General features: G+C 69.5%; 14 protein-coding genes. 5 read left to right on the forward strand and 9 right to left on the reverse strand.

The genetic code is table 11. The annotated features are described in order from the left end of the window. Nucleotides 1–4: 4 nt before the first annotated feature. Nucleotides 5–508: a GNAT family N-acetyltransferase gene (locus AC0VXQ_RS05735; protein WP_058731696.1), complete on the forward strand. Its 504-nt coding sequence runs from the start codon at nt 5–7 to the stop codon at nt 506–508. 94 nt (nt 509–602) lie between these two features. On the opposite strand, the gene AC0VXQ_RS05740 is transcribed toward AC0VXQ_RS05735, so the two are convergent. Then, on the reverse strand, nt 603–1394 hold the full coding sequence (locus tag AC0VXQ_RS05740; RefSeq protein WP_475527948.1) for an SOS response-associated peptidase: 792 nt from the start codon (nt 1392–1394) through the stop codon (nt 603–605). A gap of 144 nt (nt 1395–1538) precedes the next feature. Between AC0VXQ_RS05740 and AC0VXQ_RS05745 the strand changes: the two genes are divergently transcribed. Continuing rightward, nucleotides 1539–2387: a tripartite tricarboxylate transporter TctB family protein gene (locus tag AC0VXQ_RS05745; RefSeq protein WP_058743674.1), complete on the forward strand. Its 849-nt coding sequence runs from the start codon at nt 1539–1541 to the stop codon at nt 2385–2387. A 698-nt stretch (nt 2388–3085) separates the two neighbouring features. Here AC0VXQ_RS05745 and AC0VXQ_RS05750 read toward each other — a convergent pair. Beyond that, on the reverse strand, nt 3086–3787 hold the full coding sequence (locus AC0VXQ_RS05750; protein ID WP_058730944.1) for a lipoate--protein ligase family protein: 702 nt from the start codon (nt 3785–3787) through the stop codon (nt 3086–3088). Between the two features lie 164 nt (nt 3788–3951). Here AC0VXQ_RS05750 and AC0VXQ_RS05755 point away from each other — a divergent pair, with 164 nt between their 5' ends. Next, nucleotides 3952–5178 (forward strand): SulP family inorganic anion transporter, encoded by a 1227-nt coding sequence (locus AC0VXQ_RS05755; protein ID WP_061225649.1) that lies wholly within the window; start codon nt 3952–3954, stop codon nt 5176–5178. Nucleotides 5179–5218: 40 nt separating this feature from the next. On the opposite strand, the gene AC0VXQ_RS05760 is transcribed toward AC0VXQ_RS05755, so the two are convergent. The 6 genes from AC0VXQ_RS05760 to AC0VXQ_RS05785 form a co-directional block, all read right to left on the reverse strand. Continuing rightward, nucleotides 5219–5833 (reverse strand): SRPBCC domain-containing protein, encoded by a 615-nt coding sequence (locus tag AC0VXQ_RS05760; protein ID WP_165869961.1) that lies wholly within the window; start codon nt 5831–5833, stop codon nt 5219–5221. A 128-nt stretch (nt 5834–5961) separates the two neighbouring features. Beyond that, nucleotides 5962–6936 carry a class 1b ribonucleoside-diphosphate reductase subunit beta gene (gene nrdF / locus AC0VXQ_RS05765; RefSeq protein WP_058730954.1) on the reverse strand — a complete coding sequence of 325 codons (975 nt, stop codon included), beginning with the start codon at nt 6934–6936 and terminating at the stop codon, nt 5962–5964. A 64-nt stretch (nt 6937–7000) separates the two neighbouring features. Beyond that, nucleotides 7001–9154, reverse strand: a complete 2154-nt coding sequence (gene nrdE, locus AC0VXQ_RS05770; protein WP_058730955.1) for a class 1b ribonucleoside-diphosphate reductase subunit alpha — start codon at nt 9152–9154, stop codon at nt 7001–7003. Beyond that, nucleotides 9151–9645 carry a class Ib ribonucleoside-diphosphate reductase assembly flavoprotein NrdI gene (gene nrdI / locus AC0VXQ_RS05775; protein ID WP_328798541.1) on the reverse strand — a complete coding sequence of 165 codons (495 nt, stop codon included), beginning with the start codon at nt 9643–9645 and terminating at the stop codon, nt 9151–9153. The genes nrdE and nrdI overlap by 4 nt, the downstream gene beginning before the upstream one ends. Nucleotides 9646–9778: 133 nt before the next feature. Continuing rightward, a complete protein-coding gene (gene nrdH / locus AC0VXQ_RS05780) occupies nt 9779–10015 on the reverse strand; it encodes a glutaredoxin-like protein NrdH (RefSeq protein WP_058730947.1) in 237 nt (78 codons plus the stop codon). Between the two features lie 328 nt (nt 10016–10343). Beyond that, nucleotides 10344–11429 (reverse strand): App1 family protein, encoded by a 1086-nt coding sequence (locus AC0VXQ_RS05785; protein WP_196826316.1) that lies wholly within the window; start codon nt 11427–11429, stop codon nt 10344–10346. A gap of 194 nt (nt 11430–11623) precedes the next feature. Here AC0VXQ_RS05785 and AC0VXQ_RS05790 point away from each other — a divergent pair, with 194 nt between their 5' ends. Then, nucleotides 11624–13087 carry an anion permease gene (locus AC0VXQ_RS05790; protein ID WP_196826317.1) on the forward strand — a complete coding sequence of 488 codons (1464 nt, stop codon included), beginning with the start codon at nt 11624–11626 and terminating at the stop codon, nt 13085–13087. 96 nt (nt 13088–13183) lie between these two features. Here the strand turns inward: AC0VXQ_RS05790 and AC0VXQ_RS05795 are convergent, their stop codons facing one another. Then, nucleotides 13184–13945, reverse strand: a complete 762-nt coding sequence (locus AC0VXQ_RS05795; RefSeq protein ID WP_475527949.1) for a GNAT family N-acetyltransferase — start codon at nt 13943–13945, stop codon at nt 13184–13186. 134 nt (nt 13946–14079) lie between these two features. Between AC0VXQ_RS05795 and AC0VXQ_RS05800 the strand changes: the two genes are divergently transcribed. Next, entirely contained in the window at nt 14080–14757 is a 678-nt protein-coding gene (locus tag AC0VXQ_RS05800; protein WP_475527950.1) for an LppP/LprE family lipoprotein, read from the forward strand. The last annotated feature ends 143 nt before the right edge of the window (nt 14758–14900 follow it).

The following is a 14900-nucleotide window of genomic DNA, read 5'->3' on the forward strand; positions in this document are numbered from 1 at the left end:
ACCCATGAGCGGAAAGATCACGCTGATCGGGGACACGTGGACGTCCACCCGCCCGGTCACGGTCAGCACCCGTCCGGTGGCCCGCCAGGACGCCGACGGCCTGGCCCGGCTGTTCTTCACGGCCTACGATGACGGTTCGGTGACTTCCCAGGCCCACGCTCTGGAGATCCTGCACCACATGTTCGACGGCGAGTACGGCGCGGTGCTGCCGAAGGCCTCCCCCGTGGTGGTGGATGATGCGGGCCGGATCATCGCCGCCGCCCTGGTGCTGGAGTCCCGGGTGGGCGATGACCTACCGGATTCGCCGTATATCTTCGAGCTGTTCACGGAGTCCTCCCGGCGCCGGGAGGGCTTCGCCGAGCAGCTGCTGCGCGTGGCCATCACAGAGCTGAAGGAGGAGGGGTTCGAGCACGTGGCCCTGCGGATCAGCGAGGACAACGCCGCGGCGCTGGCCCTGTACCTGACCCTGGACTTCCACCGGTGGTTCCCCGAGGAGGATGAGCTCTAGGCTCCCACGGGACGCCGCCGCGCGGGCCCGATCGCACCGAGGTGCGCTCGGGCCCGCGCGCGTCTGACGGGTCTGCTGTGTCTGCCGTGACTGCTCAGAGCAGCCGCCGCTGCCCCGCCGGTTCCAGCAGCTCGGGCCCGTTGTTCCGGGGGCTGCCCACGGCCGGTCCCACCTCGCGCAGGCGCCATGCGGCGGCGACATCGTAGGCTCGTTCCCGCACCGCGTCGATGGCCCGCTGGGCGGCCTCGGCGCCCTCGGCGGCGGTGCGCAGCCAGGTGCTCAGCCCGTCCTGCGGGTCCCCGGTGGTCTCCAGGGGGATCGGCAGGCGGTCGTGCAGCCGGGAGAGCTGGCGCAGGGTCTCGGAGTTCCGGGTATCGGCCTCCTCAGCGGACGGCGAGTCCATGGTGAGGATGGTCGCCGAGAGCAGCCACTGTCCTTCATCGGGGCCGCTGGGGATGCGCCACCAGTCGTAGAGGCCGGCGAAGTAGATGCTCTGCTCCTCGGCGGGAGGGTGCACGTAGTACGGGGTCTTCTCGGGGGTCTTGCGGCCGGGAACCTCGGTGCGCAGCCACTCGTAGTAGCCGTTGGCGGGGATCGCGCAGTGCTGGGCACGGGCGGCGTGGCGGAAGGCGGGCTTGGTCGCGGCGGTCTCGCTGCGGGCGTTTAAGGTCCGGGAGGAGAAGGTCTCGTCCTTCGCCCACCGGGGCAGCAGGCCCCAGCGGGCCGGGTGGATGGCGCGGGACCAGGTGCCGTCCTCCTGGGCGTGGTCCACGATGATGGGCACCGTGTGCGTGGGTGCGACGTTGTAGTCCGCGCAGCTCTCCTCCAGCTCCACCCCGGCCAGCAGGTCCCCCGCCGCCCGGGCGATCACGTAGCGTCCGCACATCGCCGGTCCCCCTCTCCCAGTCCTCGGCGTCTCCCCTCGTCCGACGGCCATCATGCCACGCCGACGTCGCCTCCCCCACACCCTGGGAAAAACCTGTAAGGTTCTTCGGGTTCCCATCCATCTCGCACCAACAGGAGATCCCCCGTGTCCGAGAACCCCCACGGCTCCCACCCGAGCCAGGAGCCCACCCCCGAGGGCTACCCCACACCCACCCACCAGAGTGGCCAGCAGCAGGCCGGCTACCCGCAGGCCCCCTACGGCGCTCCCCAGGTTGCGCCCCAGAGCAAGGCGCGCAACGTCGTCGGCATCATCGCCATGATCTGCGCGATCCTCGGGACCATCCTGGCCTGCATCCCCGGGATCTTGGCCCTGGGATGGATTCTGCTTCCGGTGGGCTTCATCATGGGCATCGTCGCCGTGTGCCTGAAGGGCAAGGTCAAGTGGCAAGGGATCACCGCGATCATCGTGTCGGTGGTCGGGACGCTGATCGGCTTGCTCGTGTTCTTCCTCGTCATCGCCGACGCCGTCAACGACGCCGTGCAGGATAGTGATACCTCGCCGTCCACTTCAGCGTCCTCCTCCGCCGCGGCGGGTTCCGCCGCCGAGGAGACGGGCAAGTTCGGCCAGACCGTCCAGTGGGATGATGGTCTCAAGGCCACCGTGGGCGAACCGCAGGAGTTCACCCCCTCGGAAAGCGCTTCCGTCCAGGGCGATGGACAGGCTCGGAAGTTCACCATCACCGTGCACAACGGCACCGACAAGGCCATCGATGCCATGGGCATCAGCTCCACGGTCCAGTCGGGTGGAAAGCAGGCTGACTCCGTCTTCGATTCCGCGCAGAACATCGAGATTCCTTCTGGGAAGATCCAGCCCGGCAAGGATCTGACCTTCGACGTCGTCTACCAGGTGGCCGATCCGTCGGACATCAGCTTCGACCTGTCGATCATCGATCCGGACAGCTTGGACACCCATGAGGTGACCTTCGTTTCCTGATCGCCCTCGCGATCCGCCTCGGGCCCCGACATCCCAGCGATGCCGGGGCTCTTTGCGTCCATCCGGATTTTCCCTGCCGCGCAACATGGTCCTTCTTCCGCTCCCACGCGACGAAGACCCCTCCACGCCGTGTTCCGCGGGCTCGCGATGCCACGCCGACGTCGCCTCTCCCATACCGTGGGAGAACCCGGTAATGTCCTGTGCACCCTCATCCCGTCTCGCCCCGCGGGAGATGCCCCGTCTCCGAGACACCCCACGGTCCCCACCCGAGCTGGCAATCCGGTCCCGCGGGCCTACCCCTCCCGGGCGGCCACCCGCAGGTCCCCGACGGGACTCCCCCGTTCCCGCCGGGAAGGACCGGATCCAACGTCGTCGGCATCATCGCGCTGGTCTGCTCGATCCTCGGCACCGAGCTGATCTTCCTCCGTGTCCCCCTGCTGGGGCTGTTCGGCGTGATCCTGCTGCCGATCGCCTACTCCTGGGCATCATCGGCGTGTGTCAGAGACGGAAGGCCAAGTGGCAGGGCGCCACCGCGATCGTCGTGTCGGCGGCCGGCACGGTGGCCGGCTTCATCACGCTCACCCTGCTCATCGCGATCCCGATCTTCGGCCTCCACCTTAGACCTCCGACCCGATGCCATCCGCCGTGTGCACTTCGAGCTCACACGCCATCCGGGCGATGAGGCCGACCGCGCCCGCTCACCCGAGCCCGCCCCGGGCAGCCCGCTCCCACGCGGCGTAGCGTTCCAGCACGGCATCCTCGACGTCTTCGATCCTCGCCTCGGGGATCAGCTGCCGGACCGCTCCCACGGTGCCGGGATCCAGCTCGAGACCCAGGGCCGCATAGACCTCGGTGAGCACGGCGGCCAGCGGCTCCCGCCGGTCCACGACGACGGCGGCGGAGAACCACCAGGCGCCGGCCACCACCCGCTGCGCGGTGCCCACCAGCTTCGTCAGTCCGATGCCACCGGCCGCGCCGTGGACGCTGAACTCCCCGGGACAGTATTCGCCCGGCAGCTCCCCCACCCCGGCGTCGACCCCCAGGTCGGCCAGGGCCCGCGCCCACAGCGCCCCGAACTCGCGGTAGCGGCGCTGGTTGCCGCCGGTGGCATCGGCGTCAGGGCACAGGTGGTCCACGATCAGGCAGTCCCGGTGATAGGCCGCAGCCCGCCCGCCGACCTTGCGCACCCACGGTTCGAAGCCGTGAGCCGCGGCGGACGATGCCGCCCGGGCGAAGCCGGGGTTCAGCTCATCCCGACGCCCGAAGGCCACCACCGGCGCCGGACGGGACAGGCGCAGCACCTCCGGGTGCTCCCCGCGCCCGACGGCGCGCAGCAGCTCCAGGGTCCGCGCGTAGTCCGCGGCACCCGGGGCCGCGGCCTCGACCCGCTCGATGCGCACCGGCGCCTCCTTCTCCCGATTCCCGGCCAGCCTAGTCCAGCGCGGACGCTCGCTGTGGCCCCTATTCCGGTTCGGGGCACCGGGCAGGTGCCCGTCCCGGGCGCGGGGGTATCCTCGAACAGCGCCGCCCCCCTCATTCCCGTCTCGAACCGAGGTCTCCGCCCGTGCCCACCGCCACCCCGTCTTCCGGGCGCGATCAGACCGACCCGTCCGAAGGCGGCGCCGTCCTCAACGCGCTGCGTCACCCCCGGGTGCTGGGACGGGAGGTGACCGCCGGGTTCATGACCTCCCTGGCGCTGATCCCGGAGTCCACGGCCTTCGCGGTGGTGGCCGGGCTGGATCCGCGGATGGGGCTGTACGGCGCCGTCATCGTCGCGGTGGTGACCTCGGTGCTCGGCGGGCGCCCCGGCATGGTCTCGGCCGCGGCCGGCTCGGTCGCGCTGGTCGCCGCTCCCCTGGTCCGCTCCCACGGGGTGCAGGCCTACCTGCTGGCCGTCATCCTCTCCGGGGCGCTGCAGGTGGTGCTCGCGGTGTGCGGGGCGGCGAAGCTGATGCGGCTGATCCCGCCGGCGGTGATGCGCGGGTTCGTGGATGCCCTGGCCATCCTGATCTTCACCTCGCAGCTGCCGGAGCTGATCGGCGTCCCCTGGGCGGTGTACCCGCTGGTGGCCCTCGGGCTGCTCGTGGTCTTCCTGCTCCCCCGCCTGAGCACGGCCGTGCCGGGGCCGCTGGCCGCCGTCGTCGTGGTGACGGCCGCGGCGTGGCTGCTGGGGTGGACGGTGCCGACCGTCGGGGACCGCGGCGCGCTGCCCCACGGCCTGCCCAGCCTCGGGCTGCCGAGCCTGCCCACGGATGCGGGCGCGTGGACGGCGATCGTGCCGATCGCGGCCGCGATGGCCGTGGTCGGGCTGGTGGAGTCCCTGCTGACCGCCCGTCTGGTCGATGACATCACCGGCACGGGCTCGGATAAGACCCGGGAGGCCTGGGCGCTGGGCGCGGCGAACATCGCGGCGGGATGCTTCGGTGCGATGGGCGGGTGCGCGATGATCGGGCAGACCATGATCAACGTCCGGCACGGCCGGGCCCGGACCCGCCTGTCCACGCTGGCCGCGGCCGGCTCGGTGCTGCTGCTCGCCCTGGTGCTCGCGGACCTGCTGGCGGCGATGCCGATGGCGGCGCTGACCGCGGTGATGGTGTTCATCGCCGTGACCACCTTCGACTGGCGCTCGGTGGCCCCGCGGACCCTCAAGCGCTCCCCCTGGCCGGTCACCGTGGTGCTGGTGGCCACCGTCGGACTGACGGTGGCCACCCATGACCTAGCGATCGGCGTCATCGTCGGCACGGTGCTGGCCCGGCTGCTGCCGCGTGGGACCCGCCCGCAGGTCATCTGACCTCAGCGGGCGGGCCTCGACGGAGGGATGAGCGGGCGGCTCAGCCGAGCAGCCGCGCCGCGGCCTCGGAACGCTGCCGCGCGTCATCCTCCTCGGCGCCGGCGGCCACGTGCTCCTGACGCCAGGCCTCCACGAGCCGGCCGCGCAGGGCATCCTTGCCCTGTTCGGCGTGGATCTGCTCGAGGACTTCGCGGGTGTGCCCGATATTGCCGGACAGGTGCACGTCCAGGGCGGCCAGGGCCTCGTCCCACGCGACGCCGAGCTCGGCGGGACCGTACTGGCCCCACCGCTGGTCATCGGCCACGGTGTGCCGCACGGTCACTGAGGTCCCGGTGACCCCGGTGGTCACGGCGACGGCGACCTTGCCGGTGCGCTCGGCCTCGGTCCACTCCAGCTGCAGGGCGCGGTGGCGGTCGCAGTACTGGATGGTGCCGGTGACGCCGCGGTCCTCGACGGCGAAGCTCCCGCCGGTGCGCAGCTCCCCGGTGACGGTTCCGAACCAGTCGGCCAGGCGCTGCGGCTCGGTGAGGGAGTCCCAGACCTCGGCGATGGGGTTGGTGTAGTGGGTGGCCAGCATGACCACGTGGGTCTTCTCGTTGTCCTTGACGTGGCGGTCCACGCGCTCGAACTGCTCGGTGGGATCGGGAATGCTCATGATCTCCGTCATACAGGACCGCGGGCCCCGGCGCCACTCGTAAAGACCGGAGACGCCGAGGAGCCCGGTCTGCGCCCCCGGGTGGGGGCGGGCCGGGCTCCTCGGCGCCGGAGGATCCGCTCAGCGGATCAGAAGTCCCAGTCCTCGTCCTCGGTGTTCACGGCCTTGCCGATCACGTAGGAGGAGCCCGAGCCGGAGAAGAAGTCGTGGTTCTCGTCGGCGTTCGGGGACAGGGCGGAGAGGATCGCCGGGGAGACGTCGGTGACCGACGCCGGGAACATCGCCTCGTAGCCCAGGTTCATCAGGGCCTTGTTGGCGTTGTAGTGCAGGAACTTCTTCACGTCCTCGGACAGCCCGACGCCGTCGTAGAGGCTGTGGGTGTAGGCCACCTCGTTCTCGTACAGCTCGAACAGCAGCTCGAAGGTGTAGTCCTTGATCTCCTGCTGGCGCTCCGGGGACTCCTTCTCCAGGCCCCGCTGGAACTTGTACCCGATGTAGTAGCCGTGCACGGCCTCGTCGCGGATGATCAGGCGGATCAGGTCCGCGGTGTTGGTCAGCTTCGCGTGGGAGGACCAGTACATCGGCAGGTAGAACCCGGAGTAGAACAGGAAGGACTCCAGCAGGGTGGAGGCCACCTTCTTCTTCAGCGGGTCCTCGCCCTGGTAGTAGTCCATGACGATGTTGGCCTTCTTCTGCAGGTGCGGGTTCTCCCGGGACCAGCGGAACACCTCGTCGATCTCCTTCGTGGAGGCCAGGGTGGAGAAGATCGAGGAGTAGGACTTCGCGTGCACCGACTCCATGAACGCGATGTTCGTGTACACGGCCTCCTCGTGCGGGGTGAGCGCATCCGGCAGGAGGGAGACGGCCCCGACGGTGCCCTGGATGGTGTCCAGCAGCGTCAGGCCCGTGAAGACCCGCATGGTCAGCTGCTTCTCCTCCTCGTTCAGGGTGTTCCAGGACTGGACGTCGTTGGACAGCGGGACCTTCTCCGGCAGCCAGAAGTTCCCGACCAGCCGGTCCCAGACCTCCTGGTCCTTCTCATCCTGGAGGCGGTTCCAGTTGATCGCCTCGACCTGGTGGACCAGTTCGACCTTCTCGCTCATCATGGCGTTCTCGGTGCTCCTTGTGCGTGGTGGCGGATTCGACGACGGCGGCGGGCGGGGCCGCTCACAGCATGCAGGACACGCAGCCCTCGACCTCGGTGCCCTCCAGGGCCAGCTGGCGCAGCCGCGAGTAGTAGATCGTCTTGATCCCCTTGCGCCACGCGTAGATCTGGGCCTTGTTGATGTCCCGGGTGTTCGCGGTGTCCCGGAAGAACAGGGTCAGGGACAGGCCCTGGTCCACGTGCTGGGTGGCCGCGGCGTAGGTGTCGATGACCTTCTCGTACCCGATCTCGTAGGCGTCCTGGTAGTACTCCAGGTTGTCGTTGGTCAGGTACGGGGCGGGGTAGTAGACCCGGCCCAGCTTGCCCTCCTTGCGGATCTCGATCTTCGAGGCGATCGGGTGGATCGAGGAGGTGGAGCCGTTGATGTAGGAGATGGACCCGGTCGGCGGCACGGCCTGCAGGTTCTGGTTGTACATCCCATGGGCCTGCACCTGCTCGCGCAGCCGCTCCCAATCCTGCTGGGTGGGGATGTGCACGCCGTCGAACATCTCGCGCACCTTCTGCGTGGCCGGGGCCCACTCCCGCTGGATGTACTTGTCGAAGAACTCCCCGGAGGCGTACGCGGAGTCCTCGAAGCCCACGAAGGACTCCCCCCGCTCCTTGGCGATCAGGTTGGAGGCGCGGATCGCGTGGTAGAGCACCGTGTAGAAGTAGATGTTCGTGAAGTCGATGCCCTCCTCGGACCCGTAGTACACCTCCTCGCGGGCCAGGTAGCCGTGCAGGTTCATCTGCCCCAGCCCGATGGCGTGGCTCATCCGGTTGCCCCGCTCGATCGAGGGCACGGAGTCGATGTCGGACATGTCCGACACGGCGGTGAGCCCGCGGATCGCGGTCTCGATGGTCTTGCCGAAGTCCGGGGAGTCCATGGTGTGGGCGATGTTCAGGGAGCCCAGGTTGCAGGAGATGTCCTTGCCCACCTCGGCGTAGCCGAGGTCCGCGTCGTAGGCGGAGGGCTCGGAGACCTGCAGGATCTCGGAGCACAGGTTGGACATGATGACCTTGCCCTGGATGGGGTTGGCCCGGTTCACCGTGTCCTCGAACATCACGTACGGGTAGCCGGACTCGAACTGGATCTCCGCCAGCGTCTGGAAGAACTCCCGCGCGTTGATCTTCTTCTTCTGGATCCGGGAGTCATCGACCATCTCGTAGTACTTCTCCGTGACGGAGATGTCCGAGAACGGCATCCCGTAGACGCGCTCGACGTCGTACGGGGAGAACAGGTACATGTCCTCGTTGCGCTTGGCCAGCTGGAAGGTGATGTCCGGGATGACCACGCCCAGGGAGAGGGTCTTGATGCGGATCTTCTCGTCCGCGTTCTCCCGCTTGGTGTCCAGGAACTTGTAGATGTCCGGGTGGTGGGCGTGCAGGTACACCGCCCCGGCGCCCTGGCGGGCCCCGAGCTGGTTGGCGTAGGAGAAGGAGTCCTCCAGCAGCTTCATCACGGGGATGACCCCGGAGGACTGGTTCTGGATCTTCTTGATCGGGGCGCCGGACTCGCGCAGGTTGGTCAGGGCGAAGGCCACCCCGCCGCCGCGCTTGGACAGCTGCAGGGCGGAGTTGATGGAGCGCCCGATGGACTCCATGTTGTCCTCCACGCGCAGCAGGAAGCAGGAGACCAGCTCACCGCGCTGCTTCTTCCCGGCGTTGAGGAACGTGGGGGTGGCCGGCTGGAAGCGCCCGGAGATGATCTCCTCCACCAGCTCGGTGGCCAGCTGCTCGTCGCCGCGGGCCAGGGTCAGGGCGACCATGACCACCCGGTCCTCGAAGCGCTCCAGGTACCGCTGCCCGTCGAAGGTCTTCAGCGTGTAGGAGGTGTAGAACTTGAACGCGCCGAGGAAGGTCGGGAAGCGGAACTTCTTGGAGTAGGCCAGCTTGGACAGGCCCTTGATGAACTCGAAGCTGTACTGCTCCAGGACCTCCGGCTCGTAGTACTGGTTCTCCACCAGGTACTCCAGCTTCTCCTCCAGGTCGTGGAAGAACACGGTGTTGGTGTTCACGTGCTGGAGGAAGTACTGGCGGGCGGCCTGCCGGTCGGCGTCGAACTGGATCATGCCGTTCGCGTCGTAGAGGTTCAGCATGGCGTTGAGCTCGTGGTAGCCCAGGCCCTTGTACTTCTCGGGGATGGTCTTGTCGGCGGCGGGGGCCTCGTCGGTCATGCCGGCAGCGGCGGGCAGTTTCGTGTCCAAAACGCGGTGAGTCCTTCGTGTGCGCGGGTCACGTCCTCGGACGTGCCCATGAGTTCGAATTTGTAGAGTACGGGGACCTGGCACTTGGCGGCGATCTTGTCCGCGGCGATGCCGAAGTCCTCCCCGAAGTTGGTGTTGCCCGCGCCCATCACGCCGAGCATCAGCTCGCGGTTGCGGGGCTCGCGCAGGAACTTCATGACCTGCGGCGGGATGGTCTCCCCGGAGCGGGGACGCCCGTAGGTGGGCACGCACAGGACGAACGGCCGGTCCATGATCGGGGTGTCCTCCCCCGTGCGCAGCGGGATGCGCACGGTGGGGAAGCCCAGCTTCGCCACGAACTTGGCGGTGTTGCCGGAGATCGAGGAGAAGTAGACGACGAGGGGGTCCTGCGGTGCCGCAGCCCGGGGGTGCGGCGGGGTGTTCGGATCGATGGTGTGCGATGAGTCCGCGGCGGTGGACACTTCGACCTCATTCCTCACAGGGGTGGTGCGGTGGACGACGTCGGGCGGGCGCGTCCTGGGGTGCGTGCGCGGTCCGCGGGCGGCTCGTGGAGGAAGGCGACCGGCCCGGTGCCCGCGCGTGCAGGCGGGGGCTTCAGGAGACGAACGTGGCCTCCAGGGCGGCGATCTTGTCCGGGCGGAAGCCGGACCAGTGGTCGTCCTCGGTGATCACGACGGGGGCCTGCAGGTAGCCCAGTTCCTTGATCCGCTCGAGGGCGGCGGCGTCCTCGGTGACGTCGACGACGTCGTAGGAGATGCCCCGCTTGTCCAGGGCGCGGTAGGTCGCGTTGCACTGGACGCAGGCGGGCTTGGTGTACACGGTCACAGACATGGTGCTCCTCCGAAGACTGCTGGGATGGATCCGCTCGGAACGGGTGCGCGCGGGCCTGATGCGGCGGGTCGCGCTCGTGGGCGGCGGAACGGCTCCAATACTACATCTAGTGGCGACCCCCGCAAGGACCCCCAGATAGTGTGCTCAACACCCCTGTCCGGGGTTATCCCCAGGCGCGGCCGCGGGTTTCCGCGGGGCGGTCTCGGTTGTCCACAGCGGCGCCCCCGATGCCGCGCCGTCGGGAGGCCCGGCATGGAACATCTCACAGCCGGATCTGCCCGTCTGGACCCCCTCACGGGGGTAGTGGGAGCGTTCGGCGCGGGCCGGGTCAGAGCAGCCCGGCCGAGCCCAGCTTGTCCGACAGGCTCGCCCCGTCGTTGGCCTCCATCCACAGGGAGCCGGCGGCGATCTGCTTGGCCCGGTCATCGCTCCACACCCGCCCGGAGGCCAGCACGGACTCCCCCACCGTGAGGTTGCGGATCAGGATGGCGGCCACCCGGTCCGGGTAGCGCAGCGCGAAGCCGTTGTACACGTCCGGGTCCCGCTGCCCGTCGTCGCCGATGAGGATCCAGCGCACGTCCGGGAACTCCTCGGCCAGCCGGCGCAGGGAGCCGACCTTGTGCTCGGCCCCGGAGCGGAACCAGCGGGTGCGAGTAGGACCCCACTCGGTGAGCAGCAGGGTGCCCTCGGGGTAGGCGTTGCGGGACAGGAAGCGGCGCAGCGCCGGGGCCACGTTCCACGCCCCGGTGGACAGGTACATGATCGGCGCCTCGGGGTGGGCCCGGTGGATCCGCTCCAGCAGCACGGGCATGCCCGGGGTGGGCATGCGCGCGTGCTCGCTGAGCACGAAGGAGTTCCACGCCGCCAGCAGCGGGCGCGGCAGAGCGGTGACCATCACGGTGTCATCCACATCGCAGACCACCCCGATGCGCTGCCCGTCCGGGACCACGTACACCGTGGTCTCGGTGGGCTCGGCACCGGGCATGGTCAGGGTGACCCGGTGCTGGCCGGGGGCCAGCACGAGGGGCAGGCGCACGTCCAGCACCCCGCCCTCGTCGGCCCGCACTGGGAACTCCCGGCCCTCGATGCGCACCGTGATCGGCGCTTCGGAGATGGGCACGGAGGTGAAGGAGCGCCAGCCGCGGGCCGCGCTGGTGCGGCGGGGATTGCCGGTGAGCATCTCCGTGAGCTCGGTGAACAGCTGGGTCTTGTACAGCGTCCGGCACAGCACCCGCACCCAGGAGGTGGTGCCGTAGCCGACGAAGGGCACGATGACGGGTTCGTTGCCGGCCTCGCGGGCGGCCCTCTCCCGGTGCTCGTGCACCCGGTCCATGATGCGGTAGCCGAGGTTCAGGGCCTCGGCGCCGACGACGGAGGTCGAGGAGCCGCGGACGCGGCGGCGGGGCAGGCGCATGGGTTCCAGTCTGGCACAGGCGACCCGGTCGCGAATCCTTCGCCGCCCCCTCCACAGACGCACACGAACCCACGGAAACACAACAGAAAGCGGGTGCCGGCGGAGTAGCATCGGGGACGGGCTCGGTCCGCCGTCGGCCGAAGGCGCCGGGCCCGCGCACCGACGCCGAGATCGCCACGGGAGGGCCGCAACAGATGAGCGCCGAGAAGACCAGCACCACCGCCGCTTCGGAAGCCAGGCGACCGCCCACGGGAATGATCATCAAGATCGCGGCGATCCTCCTGGTCACCGTCGTCGTGTACTTCCTGCCCGTACCCGACGGCGTGGATCCGCGGGGCATGCACATGGCCGGGATCTTCGCCGGGACCATCCTCGGGCTCATCCTGCAGCCGCTGCCCACCGCCTCCGTGGCGCTGATCGGTCTGGCCGCGGCCATGATCACCGGCACCATGGACGCCTCCAAGGAGGCCCTGCAGGGCTTCGGCAACGCCTCGATCTGGCTGATCGTCGCGGCGTTCTTCATCGCCGACGGCTTCCTGATCACCGGGCTGGGCCGTCGCATCGCGCTGATGTTCGTCTCCGTGCTGGGCAGGTCCTCCCTGGGCCTGTCCTACGGGATGGCCCTGACCGACCTGATCCTCGCGCCCGCCACCCCGTCGAACACGGCGCGCGCCGGCGGCGTCGTCTACCCGATCATCAAGTCCCTGGCGGAGGTCAACGGCTCCCGCCCGGACGACGCCGAGTCGCGCCGTCGGCTGGGCTCCTACCTCTCCCTGACCTCCGTCCAGGTCAACACCATCACCTCGGCGATGTTCGTCACCGCCATGGCCGGCAACCCGCTGGCCGTGGGCTTCGCCGCGAAGCAGGGCGTGGAGATCTCCTGGGGCACCTGGGCCCTGGCCGCGATCGTACCGGGGCTGGTGGCGCTGGCGGTCATGCCCTGGCTGATGTCCAAGATCTACGCCCCGACCCTGAAGCAGACCCCCGAGGCCCCGTCCCGGGCGAAGCAGGAGCTGGCCGAGCTCGGGCCGATGTCCCGGGGCGAGTGGATCATGCTGGCCACCTTCATCCTCCTGCTGGTGCTGTGGGTCCTGGGAACCACCCTGCACGTCAACGCGACCGCGGCGGCCTTCCTGGGCATCGCGATCCTGCTGGTCACCAAGGTGCTGACCTGGAAGGACATGGCGAAGAACTCCGGGGCCTGGTCCACGCTGATCTTCTTCTCCGTGCTGGTGGGCATGGCGACCCAGCTGAACGACCTGGGCGTGATCGACTGGATCGGGCACGGCGTGGCCTCCCTGGTCGGCGGGCTGCCGTGGATCGCGGCCTTCGCGGTGCTGAGCCTGGTGTACTTCTACGTGCACTACCTGTTCGCCTCCAACACCGCCCAGATCGTCGCGATGTACTCGGTGTTCCTCGGGGCGGCGATCGCCACCGGCACCCCGCCGATGCTCGCGGCCCTGGCGCTGGGCTTCATCGGCAACCTCTTCGGCGGCATCAGCCACTACGCCTCCGGGCCGGCCGGGGTGATCTTCGGTTCCGGGTACGTGCCGACCAGCGAGTGGTTCCGGGTCTCGTTCATCGCCTCGGTGGCCAACATCCTCATCTGGTCCCTGGTCGGCGGCGGATGGATGTTCGTCCTGGGCATGTGGCACTGACCCTCCGTCCCCGCTCGAACTGACACCAGGGCCCCCGGCGCACCGCCGGGGGCCCTGGCCGTTTCCGTCCGGCCTGGCGTCAGTCGATCGATGGCGTCAGCCGATCCCGGCGTAGGCGGCGAACTCCCGGTGCCCGGTGACCCGCAGGTCCCAGGAAGGGCGCACGAACTCCTCGGCCGCCACCCGGTAGCGCACCTCCTCCTCGGCCTGCCGCCCGTGGGCGTCGGGCACCAGGTGGGTGCCGTTGGGTCGGTACCCCAGCTTCTCGGAGACCGCCCGGGAGGCGTCGTTCCAGGCGTAGGCGCCGCTGGATGCGGCCCGGGCGCCGAGGTGGTCGAAGGCCCACAGCAGCACGGCCTCGCGCATCTCCCGTCCCAGGCCCCTGCCCTGGTGGGCCCGGACCAGCCAGCTCGCCGTGCTCACCTGGTGCAGGAGGGTGAAGTCCCGGGCTCCCACGTCCTGCATCCCGATCAGCACCTCACCGGTGTCGGTCTTCAGGAACACGCCGAACAGCAGCATCAGGTCGGCCTGGTCCATCCGGGATCGGCATTCCCAGAGCCACGCGAAGCTGGCGTGCGCCTTCTGCTCCGGGGTCCCTTCGTTCCACGGGCTGCTGAAGGGATTGCTGCGGGTGTGGGCGATGGGCTCGGTGGTCGCGGCGAGGTAGGCCGGCAGGTCCGCGTCGCGCAGCAGCCGCAGCACCAGCCGCGGGGATTCCAGGCGCAGCCCGAACGGGGGCCACACCCGCTCCAGCGGCAGCGACGGGTCCCCGGCGGGGACGCGGAAGCCCGCGGGCTCCCCCTGCTCCTTCCCAGGCTGCGGTGACCGGTCACGGGGATCGGGTGTGGTGGTGCTCATCACCCTATTCCATCACAGGAGCCGAAGCTCGGATGCGGTGGGATGGCATTCTCGGCAGGTCACCTATGGTGTGATGTCATTCACCTCTGCTAACTTCAGGGGTGAAGAACCCCTCCTCCAGGAAGGTGCCGCAGATGCGCCCCTCGAGACTCTCGCCCCTGGCCCTGGCCGGACTGCTGCTGCTCAGCGGCTGCGGCACCTCCCCCGGGAGCGACGCCGATCCTTCGACGAGGAGCCCCGTGACGTCGTCGACGGCGTCGTCGTCGGTCGCCGCCCCCTCTCCCCCGGTGGCATCCCCTTCCGAGCCTGCGCCGGCGCCGAGCACCCTGGCCACCCTGGCCCCGGGACCGGGCCACACCGGGGACACCCTGCCCACGGATGATCCGACCGCGGCCGAGGCCTCCTGCGCCTCGGTGACCGCGCAGCAGGCGCTGGAGTCGGCCCTGCCCCAGGTCCCGCAGTTCGACGATGGCGAGCGGTGGGCGTGGGATGCGTCCACGGCGGACACCGGCGGCTTCAGCGACTGCGCGCAGCTGTCCTGGATCACGGTGGGCATCCAGGGTGCCACGGGGTCCTCCCCGTATCAGATCCTGCTGTTCCACCAGGGCGAGTTCATCGGGCCGGCCACCGAGCGGGCCTACGGCTTCGCCCCGCGGGTCCAGCGCATCGACGACGCCGCGATCCAGGTGACCTACCGCTGGGCCGGGCGCGGGGAGACCACCGCGGGGGCCTCCCGGACCGCGGTGTCGGTCTTCCGGTGGAATGAGCTGCGCGGCGCGGCGGACCGAGCCGGGGAGCTGCCACCGACCTGATCCTGACGCCCCGCGAGACCGTACATCGCCGCCCAGACCGTACGAACGTGCCGAGACCGCACCCGTCGGGTCCGGTCTCGGCACGTCTGTACGGTCTCGGCCGATCTGTACGGTATCAGCAGGGGTGCGCGCGGAGGAGAGGC

The sequence above is a fragment of the Rothia sp. QJM3NY_36 genome, assembly GCF_056173115.1.

Bases quoted from the DNA above. Each gene is read 5' to 3' on its own strand.
- AC0VXQ_RS05735 (WP_058731696.1), top strand. From the start codon at position 5: ATGAGCGGAAAGATCACGCTGATCGGGGACACGTGGACGTCCACCCGC.
- AC0VXQ_RS05740 (WP_475527948.1), bottom strand. From the start codon at position 1,394: ATGTGCGGACGCTACGTGATCGCCCGGGCGGCGGGGGACCTGCTGGCC.
- AC0VXQ_RS05760 (WP_165869961.1), bottom strand. From the start codon at position 5,833: ATGAGCATTCCCGATCCCACCGAGCAGTTCGAGCGCGTGGACCGCCAC.
- nrdF (WP_058730954.1), bottom strand. From the start codon at position 6,936: ATGAGCGAGAAGGTCGAACTGGTCCACCAGGTCGAGGCGATCAACTGG.
- nrdE (WP_058730955.1), bottom strand. From the start codon at position 9,154: ATGACCGACGAGGCCCCCGCCGCCGACAAGACCATCCCCGAGAAGTAC.
- nrdH (WP_058730947.1), bottom strand. From the start codon at position 10,015: ATGTCTGTGACCGTGTACACCAAGCCCGCCTGCGTCCAGTGCAACGCG.
- AC0VXQ_RS05785 (WP_196826316.1), bottom strand. From the start codon at position 11,429: ATGCGCCTGCCCCGCCGCCGCGTCCGCGGCTCCTCGACCTCCGTCGTC.
- AC0VXQ_RS05790 (WP_196826317.1), top strand. From the start codon at position 11,624: ATGAGCGCCGAGAAGACCAGCACCACCGCCGCTTCGGAAGCCAGGCGA.
- AC0VXQ_RS05795 (WP_475527949.1), bottom strand. From the start codon at position 13,945: ATGAGCACCACCACACCCGATCCCCGTGACCGGTCACCGCAGCCTGGG.
- AC0VXQ_RS05800 (WP_475527950.1), top strand. From the start codon at position 14,080: ATGCGCCCCTCGAGACTCTCGCCCCTGGCCCTGGCCGGACTGCTGCTG.